At 38.6% G+C, this 15,631-nt stretch carries 9 protein-coding genes, 1 tRNA gene and 2 rRNA genes; 9 read left to right on the forward strand and 3 right to left on the reverse strand.

What is annotated here, in order from left to right; translation table 11 throughout:
• The first annotated feature begins 123 nt into the window (after positions 1-123).
• From B5488_RS07095 to B5488_RS07135, 9 genes are all read left to right on the forward strand, one after another.
• A complete protein-coding gene (locus tag B5488_RS07095; protein ID WP_079734637.1) occupies positions 124-1,572 on the forward strand; it encodes a glyceraldehyde-3-phosphate dehydrogenase in 1,449 nt (482 codons plus the stop codon).
• 197 nt (positions 1,573-1,769) lie between these two features.
• Positions 1,770-2,354, forward strand: a complete 585-nt coding sequence (locus tag B5488_RS07100; protein ID WP_231919815.1) for a hypothetical protein — start codon at positions 1,770-1,772, stop codon at positions 2,352-2,354.
• A gap of 51 nt (positions 2,355-2,405) precedes the next feature.
• Positions 2,406-3,092, forward strand: coding sequence for a tRNA (guanosine(37)-N1)-methyltransferase TrmD (gene trmD / locus B5488_RS07105; RefSeq protein WP_079734639.1), 687 nt, complete (start codon positions 2,406-2,408; stop codon positions 3,090-3,092).
• 114 nt (positions 3,093-3,206) lie between these two features.
• Positions 3,207-3,557, forward strand: a complete 351-nt coding sequence (rplS, locus tag B5488_RS07110) for a 50S ribosomal protein L19 (RefSeq protein ID WP_037319936.1) — start codon at positions 3,207-3,209, stop codon at positions 3,555-3,557.
• Between the two features lie 235 nt (positions 3,558-3,792).
• Complete coding sequence (locus B5488_RS07115; RefSeq protein WP_079734640.1) at positions 3,793-5,211, forward strand: S8 family peptidase; 1,419 nt, start codon at positions 3,793-3,795, stop codon at positions 5,209-5,211.
• Between the two features lie 607 nt (positions 5,212-5,818).
• Positions 5,819-8,038 carry an NADP-dependent isocitrate dehydrogenase gene (locus B5488_RS07120; RefSeq protein WP_079736550.1) on the forward strand — a complete coding sequence of 740 codons (2,220 nt, stop codon included), beginning with the start codon at positions 5,819-5,821 and terminating at the stop codon, positions 8,036-8,038.
• Between the two features lie 201 nt (positions 8,039-8,239).
• Positions 8,240-10,567 (forward strand): TonB-dependent receptor, encoded by a 2,328-nt coding sequence (locus tag B5488_RS07125; RefSeq protein ID WP_079734641.1) that lies wholly within the window; start codon positions 8,240-8,242, stop codon positions 10,565-10,567.
• A gap of 1 nt (position 10,568) precedes the next feature.
• A complete protein-coding gene (locus tag B5488_RS07130) occupies positions 10,569-11,387 on the forward strand; it encodes a DUF4249 domain-containing protein (protein WP_079734642.1) in 819 nt (272 codons plus the stop codon).
• Between the two features lie 9 nt (positions 11,388-11,396).
• Positions 11,397-11,618, forward strand: a complete 222-nt coding sequence (locus B5488_RS07135; protein ID WP_079734643.1) for a DUF6095 family protein — start codon at positions 11,397-11,399, stop codon at positions 11,616-11,618.
• 422 nt (positions 11,619-12,040) lie between these two features.
• On the opposite strand, the gene rrf is transcribed toward B5488_RS07135, so the two are convergent.
• The 3 genes from rrf to B5488_RS07150 form a co-directional block, all read right to left on the reverse strand.
• Positions 12,041-12,149, reverse strand: a 5S ribosomal RNA gene (gene rrf / locus B5488_RS07140).
• A 168-nt stretch (positions 12,150-12,317) separates the two neighbouring features.
• A 23S ribosomal RNA gene (locus B5488_RS07145) occupies positions 12,318-15,153 on the reverse strand.
• A gap of 242 nt (positions 15,154-15,395) precedes the next feature.
• Positions 15,396-15,469, reverse strand: a tRNA-Ala gene (locus B5488_RS07150).
• Positions 15,470-15,631: the final 162 nt, after the last annotated feature.

Raw genomic sequence — 15,631 nt, forward strand, 5'->3', positions numbered from 1 at the left:
GTCCTAGAATATAATCTTAAAAACTCCCTTACCACAAGGGGGTTTTTTTATGCAAAAAAATTCTTTACGAAAACGTTTGAAATATATACTTTTGCGCCATTATTAAAACAACTCAAACCACACATGAGCTTCAACAAAGTTTACGAAAAAGAACTTTCTTTTCAGGCAAACCGGCGCAAAGCGACCGTACAATTTATTAACATTATAAGCGATCTTTGGTATGATAAATCCATAGAACTCGTAATTTTCAGAAATCAGCTGCTTAACCGGAATGTTAGCGATATTCTAAATCTTCACGAATATGCGGGAGAATTTGTAGAAAAACCTATTTCTATTTTTGATACCGTAGAAATTGCAAAAGCAATCCAGGATATGGATCTGCCACCTGCAAAACTGGATATTGGGAAATTAACCTACGAATATCATTTAGAAGACCAGGGACATTTAAACGCTATGGCTTTTATTTCAGATAAACTGAAAGATGCCAAAAAATATGATAAAGTTGTACCTAAAGATGTTGTGCTTTATGGCTTTGGTCGTATCGGCCGTTTGGTAGCCAGGGAACTTATGGCACGAACCGGTAAGGGAAGTCAGTTGCGTTTGCGGGCAATTGTAACTCGCGGTGCGATAGACAAAAATGTATTAGAAAAACGTGCTTCTTTATTAAAAAATGATTCAGTTCACGGCGATTTTTCAGGAACCGTTAGTATAGATGAAAAGAACAGCGCTCTTATTATCAACGGCACCACGGTAAAAGTGATTTCCGCAGACAAACCTGAGGATATCGATTATACGAAATTCGGAATAAATAAAGCTTTAATTATAGACAACACCGGTGCGTTTAGAGACAAAGAAGCTTTAAGCAGACATTTAAAAGCAAAAGGAGCGGCAAAGGTTTTACTTTCTGCACCAGGGAAAGGCATTCCCAATATTGTTCACGGGGTAAATCATAAAGAACATAATCCTGATAAAATTTCGATTTTTTCAGCAGCTTCCTGTACTACCAACGCAATCACCCCGGTTTTAAAAGCCGTTCAGGATACTTTGGGCGTGGTACACGGGCATTTAGAAACTATTCACGCCTACACCAACGACCAGAACCTGGTAGATAATATGCACAGCAAATATCGCCGAGGTCGTGCTGCTGCCCTTAATATGGTTATTACCGAAACCGGCGCCGGGAAAGCTGTTGCGAAGGCCTTACCTGTTTTTCAAGGAAAACTTACTTCAAATGCAATTAGGGTTCCTGTTCCCAATGGTTCCCTGGCTATTTTAAATCTTGAGGTGGAAGCCGAAACCAATATAGACGGCGTAAATAATATTTTAAAGAAATATGCGCTGGAAGGTGAACTGGTAGAACAAATTAAATACTCTTTGGATAATGAACTGGTATCATCAGACATTGTTGGATCTAACGCTCCGGCAATTTATGATAGTAAGGCGACCATAGTTTCGGCAGATGGTAAAAATGTGATCCTTTATATCTGGTATGATAACGAATACGGTTACAGTCACCAGTTAATAAGGCTGGCAAAGTATATTGCGAAAGTGAGAAGGTTCACTTATTATTAATATTTTAGAATAAGATAAAATACCGGAAAACCCGCCTAAATTTGGTGGGTTTTTTATTCGAAATACTTTACATTTGCGCGCTCAAATTATTAATTTAAAGGAATTTATAAAAATTGGCTTCAAATTAGCGAAGTCTTTTACAATAAGTAAAAAAAGAAGGCGTTCAAGCATATAAATTCCAACCAGAAAAACCCCAAATGATGCGTAACATTATTTTTTCAAGTTTACTTTTAATATTTTCAGTCAGTTTTTTATCTGCTCAGGATTCATTGGCTACCTCTAACTTTATTGAAGATGAATTTGACAATCTTATTGAATCTTCAAACAACTACCAGGGATACAAAGTAGTAGATTATGATGCTTTAATTGAATTACGGGACAACACAAAACGCCACGTTCAGGAATTAAAGAACGAGCTTCAGGAAGAGCAAAGTACTATTTCCAGTCAAAATGAAGAAATCGAAAATCTTGAAAATCAATTAGCCGAAACCCAGGAAGATCTTCAGCGTGTAAACGAAGAAAAAGATGCCATAAAATTTCTCGGAATGCCTTTTAGCAAAGGAAGCTATATGGCTTTAATGTGGGGAATAGTTGGTATTCTTATCCTGGCGCTACTTTTTTTCATCTATAAGTTTAAAAACTCTAATGCTACTACTAAAGAAGCAAGACATAGGTTAAACGAAACCGAAAAAGAGTTTGACGCTTACCGCGCTAAAGCCCTGGAAAAAGAACAACGTTTAGGCCGTATGCTTCAGGATGAGAAGAACAAAGCCAAAGAATAATTTTTCTTCAGCTTAAATTTTAATTAGCATCTTTGCATTTTATAAGAAAATATGCGCATAGATATAATTACCGTAGTTCCAGATTTGCTTAAAAGTCCTTTTGATGCTTCTATTTTAAAGAGAGCAATAGAAAACGGTCACGTAGAAATTCACCTGCATAATTTAAGAGATTATGTGACCGATAATTACAAACAAATTGATGATTATCAATTTGGCGGTGGCGCCGGGATGGTGATGATGGTAGAACCAATAGATAAGTGCATCTCAAATCTTAAGAGTCAGCGGGATTATGACGAAGTAATCTATATGAGTCCCGATGGCGATCGTTTTAATCAAAAAACCGCCAATACACTTTCGCTTAAGGAAAATCTTATAATCCTTTGCGGGCATTATAAAGGTGTAGATCAAAGAGTACGCGATCACTTTATCACCAAAGAAATTTCTATCGGCGATTATGTGCTTTCTGGCGGAGAACTGGGTGCTGCTGTGGTTTGTGATGCGATCATCAGGTTAATTCCCGGTGTTTTAGGCAATGAGACTTCAGCTTTAACCGATTCTTTTCAGGATAACCTGCTCGCTCCCCCGGTTTACACAAGACCTGCGGAATATAAAGGATGGAAAGTTCCGGAAATATTAACCTCTGGTAATTTTCCGAAGATTGAAACCTGGCGGGAAGAAAAAGCCTGGGAACGAACCAAACGCTTAAGGCCTGATCTTTTGGATGAAACAGAAAAATAATTGCAATTTCTAAGTTGCATTATAAATTAAAATTAATACTTTTGCACTCGTTCTAAAATAACCTCTGGCGAGGTCCGTGAATGTTGTTTTAGATTTTACATTAAATAAGAAATTATGGAATCGTTAATTAAGTACGTACAAGACGAATTCGTTGAAAGAAAAGATTTACCTGAATTTTCTGCAGGTGATACCATTACTGTGTATTACGAAATTAAAGAGGGTCAAAAAACCCGTACCCAGTTTTTTAAAGGGGTAGTAATTCAGAAAAGAGGTAGCGGTGCTTCGCAGACTTTCACCATTAGAAAAATGAGTGGTACTGTTGGAGTAGAAAGAATTTTTCCTTTAAACCTTCCTGCAATTCAAAAAATTGAATTGAACAAACGAGGAAAAGTAAGAAGAGCTCGTATTTATTACTTTAGAGAACTTACCGGGAAAAAAGCCCGTATTAAGGAAGCTAAAAGATAAGACACATCTTATTAAACTTATAGAAAGCCCCGAAAATTCGGGGCTTTTTTTATGAGTTATTTTTTAAGTAAGCCAAAATACTTAAGATCCTATCATTAATATTTCAGTAAATTTTTTAGTATTTATCGTGATTTTTTTAGTCCATATGCCACATATTATAAATTTATGATATTAAATTCTTCTTAATTGTTGTTATTCTTGTAATTTATGGTCTTGAAAAACTAAAACATATTTTATGAAAAAAACAACAATCAAATTATGGAAAATGCTTGTATGCGTTTTCTTATTTGGAGCTGTATTTAGCTCATGTGAAAAAGAAGAAAATTTAAGTGAAAGTGATGAAAATATTGCTGCAGATTTGGAAGAGCCTCCATTTAAAAATTATATGGTAATTTCTGAATCTTCCGATTTAACGAAGAGTGTAGAAAGTGATCTTAAAACAAGCGGTGGTGAGATCGTAAGTTCTATACCTGAAATTGGAATTTCTGTTGTAAGTTCAAAAGATGTAAATTTCATTGAGAACACCATGAAAAAGAAGAACGTTAGCTCTGTGGTTCCTGATTATGAAATAGCCTGGATACCTACATCTAAAGGCGTAGAAGCCAATCTTCCTGAAGCCACACCTAGTATTGGAAGTACAGAACCTTATTATTTCTACGATTACCTTTGGGGATTAGAGGCCATTGACGCTCCAGAAGCGTGGAATGCTGGTTTTACAGGTAGCGGTGCAAGTGTATTTGTTCTTGACTCTGGTATAGATGCCGAGCACGCAGAACTGGCGCCAAATTTAAATACTTCGCTCTCAGCTTCATTTGTACCCGGAGAAGACTGGAATGTTTTAGAGAGCACTCCTTTTGATAATCACGGATCTCATGTAGCAGGAACCATTGCTGCTGCTCAAAATGGATTGGGTCTTATTGGTGTTGCACCACATGCCGAACTTGTCGCAGTTAAAGTTCTTTCAGAAATTACAGGAAGTGGCGCCTTCAGTTCTATTAATGCCGGTATTGTTTATGCAGGCCAAAACTCTGCAGACGTTATCAATATGAGCTTAGGTGCTACCCTAAATAAAAATGGAAAATTAATTGATGCCAATGATGTTCCTTATAAAATACCTGCTAAGTACGTTATGGAAATTGTAAATGCCCAGCAGAAAGCTATAGATTACGCATATAAAAAAGGAAGTACAATTATAGCTTCTGCCGGTAATGATGGAGTAAATTATGATGGAAATTCAGCATACATTAAACTGCCGGGAGGACTTAATAATGTGGTAACTGTATCTGCAACGGCTCCCGATGGTTACGATTGGACTGCAGATTATACTAATTTTGATATTCCTGCAAGTTATACAACTCATGGAAAATCTTTAATAGATGTTGCTGCTCCTGGTGGGGATTATGATGTTGCTCTTGAAGATATGATTCTTAGTACCGGTAATAATGGGTCATTATTCTGGAGCGCAGGTACAAGTATGGCTGCACCACATGTTTCAGGTGTTGCTGCTTTGATTATCGCTAAAAATGGCGGTAACATGAGTCCACAAGAAGTTGCAAAACAAATTGAAAAGACAGCTGATAAGGTTGATGGAAACGGCCAAAGCTTATTCTTTGGAAAAGGAAGAATAAATGCTTACCGTGCTGTAACCGAATAAACAGGTTAAAATTCAAAGACATTGAAAGCCCCGTAAATCGGGGCTTTTTAATACCTAAAAAGCAAAGAAATCAGGCTATAAATCCCTGCCTAACAAAATGTTAAATTTATTGCAAAAACTTATTTTTGGTTGTATATTTAATATAGGAATTAGTTAATAAAGAATGACAAAAGGATTTCTTATTAAATTAAAATTCCGGGTAAAGCCTAAAAATCTTTACATATGGTTTTTATCTTCTATATAACGCTTATGTTTTGCCAGGTCAAAAATAGTTTGAAAGATAAAAACCCCTTAGATTCAGAAATATAGCTTCTCGAAGTTTTAATTTTTGAATCATTGAAATAATGCACACCGGGATTTTTCCCTTAAAGAATTTCGAAAATTCAGTGAGAACGTATTATTTCAGTAGAAGCCATTTCATTTTAGTTATTAAGATGAAGTGGCTTTTTTCATGTCTTTTTTGTAATAATTAACAGGCTTTAATGCTGCTTCAGCTATGATAAAAGCTTGAAAAATATTATATTGCGCAGAGCTCGAACGCCCGATGAAAATTGGGCGTTCATTGAGTTTAGACATTTCAAAATTAATCAGCTATAAAAATTACAAAATGACACAGATTGGAAAGATCATTTATACCAAAACAGATGAAGCCCCGGCTTTAGCTACTTATTCTTTTTATCCTATTGTAAAGTCGTATACCCAAGCGGCAAACGTAGGTATGGAAACTAAGGATATCTCACTGGCGGGGAGAATTTTATCTCAATTCCCTCAATACCTTTCAGACGATCAAAAAGTAAGCGATGACTTAGCCGAACTTGGGGCTTTAGCTAAGAAACCTGAGGCGAATATCATTAAATTACCAAATATTAGTGCTTCTATTCCGCAGCTAAAAACTGCTATTAAAGAACTGCAGGAAAAGGGTTATAAATTACCCGATTATCCCGATGAGCCGGCGAACGAAGATGAGAAGAAAATTCAGGCTACTTACGATAAAGTAAAAGGAAGCGCAGTAAATCCGGTTCTTCGTGAAGGAAATTCAGATAGACGCGCTCCAAAAGCTATCAAAAATTTCGCTAAAAAACATCCGCATTCTATGGGAGAATGGAGCTCAGATTCCAAATCTCATGTCGCCACTATGAATGGTGGGGATTTTAAAGCCAATGAAAAATCTTTAACCCTTACTGAAGAAACCGATGTGAAAATTCAGTTTACTTCTAAAAGTGGAGATAAAAAAGTACTCAAAGATAATTTACACCTACTTAAAGGGGAAGTTATAGATGCCACCCTAATGAGTAAGAAAGCGCTTTTACAATTTCTTAGAGAGCAGGTAAAAGATGCTAAAGAAAAAGGAGTGTTGTTTTCACTACATATGAAAGCCACAATGATGAAGGTTTCTGACCCCATTATTTTTGGCCACGCTGTGCGAGTATTTTTTGAAGATGTTTTCAACGAATATGGAGAAGAGCTTAAAAATGCAGGAGGAGATCCAAACAGTGGATTAGGAGATATATTGAATGCAATTGAAAAACTACCTGCCGATAAAAAAGCAGAAATTGAATCTAAAATAAAAGCTGATCTTGAACAGGGACCAGATTTAGCGATGGTAAATTCTGATAAAGGAATTACCAACCTTCATGTACCAAGTGATGTGATTATTGATGCATCAATGCCGGCAATGATTAGAACTTCTGGGCAAATGTGGAATAAAAATAACAAAACCCAGGATACCAAAGCGGTAATTCCAGATAGTAGTTATGCCCCTCTTTACCAGGAAACTATTGATTTCTGCCAAAAACACGGCGCTTTTGATCCTACCACTATGGGAACTGTTCCAAACGTAGGTCTTATGGCTCAAAAGGCTGAAGAATATGGTTCCCACGATAAGACTTTTGAAATTCCTGCTGCTGGAACTGTTAAGATAATTGATAAAAGTGGAAAAACTTTGACAGAGCACGAAGTTGAAGAAGGAGATATTTGGAGAATGTGCCAGGTGAAAGATGCACCGGTTCAGGACTGGGTTAAGTTAGCGGTAAACCGAGCAAAAGCTACCGGTTGGCCGACAATTTTCTGGTTAGATAAAAACCGCGCACACGATGCAGAATTAATCAAAAAAGTAAACCAATATCTACCAAATCACGATACCGAAGGTGTAGATATCAAAATAATGTCGGTTGCTGAAGCTACCAAATACACTTTAGAAAGAGTGAAAGCAGGGAAAGACACGATCTCGGTTACAGGAAATGTGTTAAGAGATTATTTAACCGATCTTTTCCCGATTTTAGAAGTAGGAACCAGTGCAAAAATGCTCTCTATTGTTCCTTTAATGAATGGTGGAGGATTATTTGAAACCGGTGCCGGTGGATCTGCTCCAAAGCACGTGCAACAGTTTCTTGAAGAAGGTCACTTGCGTTGGGATTCCCTTGGAGAATTTCTTGCTCTTGCCGCTTCTCTGGAGCATTTAGGTGAAAAATATGAAAATAAAAAAGCGCTTATTCTTTCTGAAGCTTTAGACGAAGCAACCAATAAATTTTTGGAAAACAGCAAATCGCCATCTAGAAAAGTTAACGAACTGGATAACCGTGGCAGCCATTTTTACCTGGCATTATATTGGGCACAAGCACTGGCTGCGCAAGATAAAGATGCCGAGTTAAAAGAACATTTCAAGAATGTTGCTTCTAAATTACAGGAAAATGAAGAGCAAATTAATAAAGAGTTAATTGATGCTCAAGGATCTCCCGTATCTATTGGAGGCTATTATATGCCAGACGAAGATCTTACTTCTAAAGCAATGAGACCAAGCAAATTATTGAATGAAATTCTAGGATAAATTAGTTATAATTTTAATTGATTTTTAAAGCCGGAAATTATTTTCCGGCTTTTTTATTTGAAATTTTTGTTTAATGTTTTTAAACAAATCTTAATTATTTCTGTAAACTTTTAATTTGCTTGGTTTCTACACTATCTTTACCTAAAAAAATTGAAGATATCATTTTACTTTCCGCTTTTGCTATTTTTCCTATGTACTTCAATGGGAATTAATGCTCAGGAAATTTATACACTTAAAGGTACCATATCCAATTCAGCAAGTAATGAAACTTTAATAGGAGTAAATGTTATAATTCCGGAGGAACAAAAAGGTGTAGTCACCAATGAATATGGTTTTTATTCTATAAAATTACCTGAAGGCACCTATACGGTTGAAATTTCTTATCTGGGTTTCCAAACTATAAGCCAGACCATTACAATTACAAAAGATACCACCTTTAATACCGAACTTACTGAAGGTTCTGAAAATTTAGAGGAAGTAGTTATAAAATCTAATAATGAAGGTCTCAATATTAAGAGCCCAGAAATGAGCGTTAGTAAACTTTCAATGAATACTATTCAAAAATTACCTGTGGTATTTGGGGAGGTAGATATCGTGAAATCACTACAGCTTTTACCAGGAGTTTCCAATGCGGGAGAAGGTGCCTCTGGGTTTAATGTGCGGGGTGGTGCGGTAGACCAAAACCTTATTTTATTAGATGAAGCAACTATTTTTAATTCATCCCACCTTTTTGGATTCTTTTCGGTTTTTAATCCCGATGCTGTAAAAGATTTAAAATTGTATAAAGGTGGAATTCCTGCCAAGTATGGAGGAAGGGTCTCATCGGTCCTGGATATTTATCAACGTGACGGTAACAGTAAAGAGTTTAAAGCACAAGGCGGAATTGGGGTGATTTCAAGTAGATTACTGGCTGAAGGACCTATTGTAAAAGATAAGGGCTCTTTTCTAATAGCCGGCCGAAGTTCTTATGCACACTTATTTCTGAAATTGGCCGATAATCCAAACTCTGCTTACTTCTATGATCTCAATACCAAATTAACCTATAGATTAAACGATGACAATAAATTACTTTTTTCAGGGTATTTTGGGCGTGATGTTTTTGATATCAACCAGAATTTCCTGAACACCTACGGAAATTCAGTATTTAACCTTAGATGGAATCACGTAGTTTCAGATGATATTTTTACCAATTTATCACTTATATATAGCGATTATTACTACGGATTAACCCTTAATTTTGTAGGCTTTAACTGGGATAGCGGTATCAAAAATCTAAATCTAAAATATGATTTTAACCATTATTTAAACGATACTTTTCAATTAGAATACGGTCTTCACAGCACTTACCACGAATTTAATCCTGGAGAAATTGCTCCAATAGATGAAAATTCTGGAATTAATTTCTTTAAACTTACCAATAAATATGCGCTTGAAAATGCTGCCTACTTTTCTGTAGAACATAATATTTCAGATAAACTTACTGCTGAATATGGACTAAGATTCAGTAATTTTCTAAGATTGGGGCAGGAAAGTTTAAATCAATATGCTAATAACAACCCTATTATTTACAATAACGCTCTTGATATTTATGAAGAGGCTGAACCCATAAATGAGAATTCCTATTCAAAGTCTGAAGTTATAAAAACCTATTCCAACTTTGAGCCCAGGATAGCATTGGCTTATAATTTCAGCGAAAATCAGTCGGTTAAAGCCAGTTATAATAGAATGGCACAATATCTTCATTTAATTTCGAACACCAACTCTCCTACTCCCCTCGATGTTTGGGCACCCAGCGGACCTTTCATTAAACCTCAAATTCTGGATCAATATGCAGTGGGGTATTTTCGAAATTTTAATCAAGGAAAATATAGTTTAGAGACTGAAGTTTTCTATAAGGATATACAAAACCGAATAGATTATGTAAATGGAGCAAATCTTATCGCCAATAACAATATTGAAACTATAATCTTAAATGGTAGGTCCAGGGCCTATGGTCTAGAACTTTTGGCTAAGAAAAATGAAGGACGGTTTACCGGTTGGGTAGCCTATACCTTATCAAGATCTGAACAACAAACTCCAGGAAGAACTCCAGCTGAAAGCGGTATTAATAATGGAAAATGGTACGCTACTAATTATGATAAAACACACGATATAAGTCTTACGGGAACTTATGATTACAATAAAAGATGGGATTTTAGTGCTAATTTTGCTTTCCAAACCGGTTTACCGGTCACCTATCCCACAGGACAATATAATTTTAACGGCATAAACGTTCCGGTTTATGGAGATAGAAACAGCAATAGATTACCAGCCTACCATAGGTTAGATCTTTCGGCCACATATATTCCCAAACCTAATAAAAAACAAGGTTTTCAATCTTCATGGAATTTTGGAATTTACAATGTTTACAACCGGAAAAATGCTAATTCTATTAGTTTTAGAGAGAATGAAGATACTGGAAGAAACGAATCGGCTAAGTTAAGCCTGTTCGGAATTATCCCTTCTGTAACCTATAATTTCAATTTTTAAGATGAAAAATTTATACATTACATTATTGTTCGTCATTCTTTTTTCGTTCACATCATGCGAAGAAGTAATAGACCTGGATCTGGAAGAAAGTGAACCAAGGTTAGTTATAGATGCTTCTATTCTTTGGCACTTAGGTACATCAGGCAATAATCAGCAAATTAAACTTTCAGAAACTATAGGTTTTTATGAAGAAGGAATTGAACCGGTAACTGATGCCGAGGTTATTATTGAAACCGGTAGCGGCGAAGAATTTATTTTTACACATCAGGAAAATGGTATTTATATAAATTCAAATTTTAAACCAGAATTTGATAAAAATTATACCCTGGAAATAAACTATAATAACCAAATTTACACGGCTACGTCCACTTTTATTCCAGTAGCAGGTATAGATTATATTGAGCAGAATAGCGAAGGGGGATTTACCCGTGAAGATCTTGAAGTTGAAGTGTTTTTTACAGATCCTGCAGGAGAAGACAATTTCTACCTCTTTAGTTTTAGTAATATATCTACTTCCAAATTCTCATTAGAGATCTATGAAGATGAATTTACCGATGGTAACCAGATATCATCTAATTATTCTAACGAAGATTTAGCTGCCACCAATGAAATCTATATTACTATGGAAGGAATTTCGGAGCCTTTCTATAATTATTTATACATACTTCGCTCCCAGGGTGGCAACAACGGAGGTGGCCCGTTTCAGTCCCAACCCGCAACAGTTAAAGGAAATGTAGTAAACCAAACGAATCCAGAAAATTATCCTTTTGGATACTTTAGACTTTCAGAAGTCGATTCTACTACATATATTGTGCAGTAAGAAATCAAGATGAAACATACCAACAAAGAAATATTAGGAAAAGGAATTAAGTACCTCGCTTTTGCATTACCCCTAACCTTAATAGGTCCTTCTGTACTATTCACCGCTTTTAATAACCAGCATCATCCTTTTTATATTCCAGTTCTTATTGGGGGAATAGTAGCTATAATTGCTGCAATTCTTCTAATGTTTAAAGGAATAATAACCGTAGTAAAGGCGGTTTTCGATTAATTTTATCTGATAATTTTCTGCTGAAAATAGTATTTTTTTGAAACTGAAAAACAGTCTTCTCCTATTTCTTATTCAACTATTTTTCTGAATTATTACAATATCTGGTTACTTGCTCTTCATATTTCTTAGTCGAGTAAAGTTGAACAGAATTCTAATTTTAGTCTAAATTTCCAGGCTTATTACCCATCCCAATTTCGGCTGAATAAACTCTAACGCTAAACGCTATTCCATCTTCGTTTCACTCCTTTGGCTCCCCTTAGAACAGTCCAAAATAGCAGTACTCCGGCAGATTCGGGACACTAGCGGGCTAATTTCTCTGTCCGCATCGGGCAGATACATAGAAACACACCTTTTGGGAGTTATGATATTTCATTTTAGGACAAAAAAAAGACCCTTACAAGTTAATGTAAGGGTCTTCTAAAAAAAGGCGGTGACATACTCTCCCACAAATAGCAGTACCATCTGCGCTAACGGGCTTAACTTCTCTGTTCGGAATGGGAAGAGGTGAGCCCCGTTGCCATAACCACCTTAAGTCTTTAGTAAACAGTTTACAGTCTATAAGTTCGCAGTATTGTTACTACCCACTCTTTTACTTACAACTGCCTACTCTAATAAGTTGACATATTTAAGAAACAAAGAATAAAGAAAGACTTTGGTAATAGCATTCAAGTCCCCACACCTTTTGCAAGGCGTGGGAATCGCATCAAGCTTTACGGATTATTAGTACCACTCGGCTATGACATTGCTGCCTTTACACCTATGGCCTATCAACGTGGTCGTCTCCCACGGTCCTTTAAAGAAATCTCATCTTGTGGTGGGTTTCGCGCTTATATGCTTTCAGCGCTTATCCCTTCCCAACGTAGCTACCCAGCAATGCTCCTGGCGGAACAACTGGTGCACCAGAGGTTGGTCCAATCCGGTCCTCTCGTACTAGGATCAGGTCCACTCAAATTTCTAACGCCCACTACAGATAGAGACCGAACTGTCTCACGACGTTCTGAACCCAGCTCGCGTGCCACTTTAATGGGCGAACAGCCCAACCCTTGGGACCTTCTCCAGCCCCAGGATGTGACGAGCCGACATCGAGGTGCCAAACCCCCCCGTCGATGTGAGCTCTTGGGGGAGATCAGCCTGTTATCCCCGGCGTACCTTTTATCCTTTGAGCGATGACCCTTCCATGCGGTGTCACCGGATCACTATGCTCTACTTTCGTACCTGATCGACCTGTATGTCTCTCAGTCAAGCTCCCTTTTGCCATTGCACTCTACGCACGGTTACCAAGCGTGCTGAGGGAACCTTTAGAAGCCTCCGTTACTCTTTTGGAGGCGACCACCCCAGTCAAACTACCCACCAAGCACTGTCCCTCATCTAATGAGGTTAGGCTCCGAACAAGTAAAGGGTGGTATTTCAACAATGACTCCACACCGCCTGGCGACGGCGCTTCAAAGTCTCCCACCTATCCTACACATCACTTGTCCAAAGTCAATACTAAGCTATAGTAAAGGTGCACGGGGTCTTTTCGTCCCGTAGCGGGTAATCGGCATCTTCACCGATACTACAATTTCACCGAGCTCATGGCTGAGACAGTGTCCAGATCGTTGCACCATTCGTGCAGGTCGGAACTTACCCGACAAGGAATTTCGCTACCTTAGGACCGTTATAGTTACGGCCGCCGTTTACTGGGGCTTCAATTCAATGCTTCGCCGAAGCTAACATCTCCTCTTAACCTTCCAGCACCGGGCAGGTGTCAGGCCCTATACATCATCTTTCGATTTAGCAGAGCCCTGTGTTTTTGATAAACAGTCGCCTGGACCTCTTCACTGCGGCCCCGCCGAAGCGGGGCGACCCTTCTCCCGAAGTTACGGGCCTATTTTGCCTAGTTCCTTAGCCATGAATCTCTCGAGCACCTTAGAATTCTCATCCCAACTACCTGTGTCGGTTTACGGTACGGGTTGCCGCCACTCGCTTTTCTTGGAAGTCGATTTGCTAGATTATCACGCCAGCCGAAGCCTTTGTGTACTATCGGAGTGTTACCACATCCTTCAACGCACTATTCCGTCAGTGCGCACTAACTTTTCGCCTCCGTCCGCTTTAACGTGGGGCAAGTACAGAAATATTAATCTGTTGTCCATCGACTACCCCTTTCGGGTTCGCCTTAGGTCCCGACTAACCCCCAGCTGATTAGCATAGCTGGGGAAACCTTAGTCTTTCGGTGTGCAGGTTTCTCGCCTGCATTATCGTTACTTATGCCTACATTTTCTTTTGTAACCAATCCAGCATACCTCGCAGTACACCTTCATCTCTGTTACAATGCTCCCCTACCACTCCATATCTAAATATGAAATCCATAGCTTCGGTAATATGTTTATGCCCGATTATTATCCATGCCGGACCGCTCGACTAGTGAGCTGTTACGCACTCTTTAAATGAATGGCTGCTTCCAAGCCAACATCCTAGCTGTCTGGGCAGTCCAACCGCGTTTCTTCAACTTAACATATATTTTGGGACCTTAGCTGATGGTCTGGGTTCTTTCCCTCTCGGACACGGACCTTAGCACCCATGCCCTCACTGATATAAAACATTTTATAGCATTCGGAGTTTGTCAGGAATTGGTAGGCGGTGAAGCCCCCGCATCCAATCAGTAGCTCTACCTCTATAAAACTATTATACCGCTGCACCTAAATGCATTTCGGGGAGTACGAGCTATTTCCGAGTTTGATTGGCCTTTCACCCCTACCCTCAGGTCATCCCAAGACTTTTCAACGTCAACGGGTTCGGTCCTCCACTATGTGTTACCACAGCTTCAACCTGCCCAAGGGTAGATCACACGGTTTCGCGTCTACCATTACCAACTTAAATCGCCCTATTAAGACTCGCTTTCGCTACGGCTCCACAGCTGAACTGCTTAACCTTGCTGGAAACGGTAACTCGTAGGCTCATTATGCAAAAGGCACGCCGTCACCCCCTAAAGGGCTCCGACCGCTTGTAAGCGTATGGTTTCAGGATCTATTTCACTCCCTTGTTCAGGGTTCTTTTCACCTTTCCCTCACGGTACTGGTTCACTATCGGTCTCTCAGGAGTATTTAGCCTTGGCGGATGGTCCCGCCGGATTCATACAGGGTTTCTCGTGCCCCGCACTACTCAGGATACCACTATCGTTACATTCTTTACCTATACCGGGCTGTCACCGTCTATGGCCAAGCTTTCCAACTTGTTCTAATTCTGTTTGCAACAAATGTTGTGGTCCTACAACCCCATAAGGTCCGTAAACCTTATGGTTTGGGCTAATGCGCGTTCGCTCGCCGCTACTAGCGCAATCACTATTGTTTTCTCTTCCTCCGGGTACTTAGATGTTTCAGTTCTCCGGGTTTGCCTCCTTGCGGATACTTAACCTTCAGTTAAGTGGGTTGCCCCATTCGGATATCTGCGGATCAACTTGTATGTGCCAATCCCCGCAGCTTTTCGCAGCTTATCACGTCCTTCTTCGCCTCTGAGAGCCTAGGCATTCCCCATACGCCCTTATCTAGCTTGTATGCTTCTTGCTTATGCTCGAATTTCTCGTGACCTTAATCACAATATTATTCTATTAATTTAATTAATTTACCTCGTTATAAAAGTAAACTTCTATAACTGTAGTTTTCTCGTATTCTTTGTTTCTCAATATGTCAATGAACTTTTTTCCTCTCAAACGACCTAATTTCAATGGCAAACAAACGAATATGCTTACGCGTTTCCTGATGTTTGTAATACCTATCCCCCTTAAATCTAAAGGAATTGTGGAGAATATCGGAGTCGAACCGATGACCTCCTGCGTGCAAGGCAGGCGCTCTAGCCAGCTGAGCTAATCCCCCATTGTTAGTTGGCAGTGGTCAGTACTTAGTACGCAGTCTTTATTACTGCTAACTGCTACTGCTTACTGCAAACTGGGTTACCCAACTTCTAAAATTTCCTTTCAATTTGTAATGAACTTCAATCTCCTCTGCACCTTCTAACTTCTAACCGTGTACTTCGTA

The organism is Salegentibacter salegens (genome assembly GCF_900142975.1).
Classification (GTDB): Bacteria; Bacteroidota; Bacteroidia; order Flavobacteriales; family Flavobacteriaceae; genus Salegentibacter; species Salegentibacter salegens.

Excerpts from the sequence above, each read along its gene's own strand:
- B5488_RS07095 (WP_079734637.1), top strand. The coding sequence starts at position 124 with ATGAGCTTCAACAAAGTTTACGAAAAAGAACTTTCTTTTCAGGCAAAC.
- B5488_RS07100 (WP_231919815.1), top strand. The coding sequence starts at position 1,770 with ATGATGCGTAACATTATTTTTTCAAGTTTACTTTTAATATTTTCAGTC.
- trmD (WP_079734639.1), top strand. The coding sequence starts at position 2,406 with ATGCGCATAGATATAATTACCGTAGTTCCAGATTTGCTTAAAAGTCCT.
- rplS (WP_037319936.1), top strand. The coding sequence starts at position 3,207 with ATGGAATCGTTAATTAAGTACGTACAAGACGAATTCGTTGAAAGAAAA.
- B5488_RS07115 (WP_079734640.1), top strand. The coding sequence starts at position 3,793 with ATGAAAAAAACAACAATCAAATTATGGAAAATGCTTGTATGCGTTTTC.
- B5488_RS07120 (WP_079736550.1), top strand. The coding sequence starts at position 5,819 with ATGACACAGATTGGAAAGATCATTTATACCAAAACAGATGAAGCCCCG.
- B5488_RS07125 (WP_079734641.1), top strand. The coding sequence starts at position 8,240 with ATGGGAATTAATGCTCAGGAAATTTATACACTTAAAGGTACCATATCC.
- B5488_RS07130 (WP_079734642.1), top strand. The coding sequence starts at position 10,569 with ATGAAAAATTTATACATTACATTATTGTTCGTCATTCTTTTTTCGTTC.
- B5488_RS07135 (WP_079734643.1), top strand. The coding sequence starts at position 11,397 with ATGAAACATACCAACAAAGAAATATTAGGAAAAGGAATTAAGTACCTC.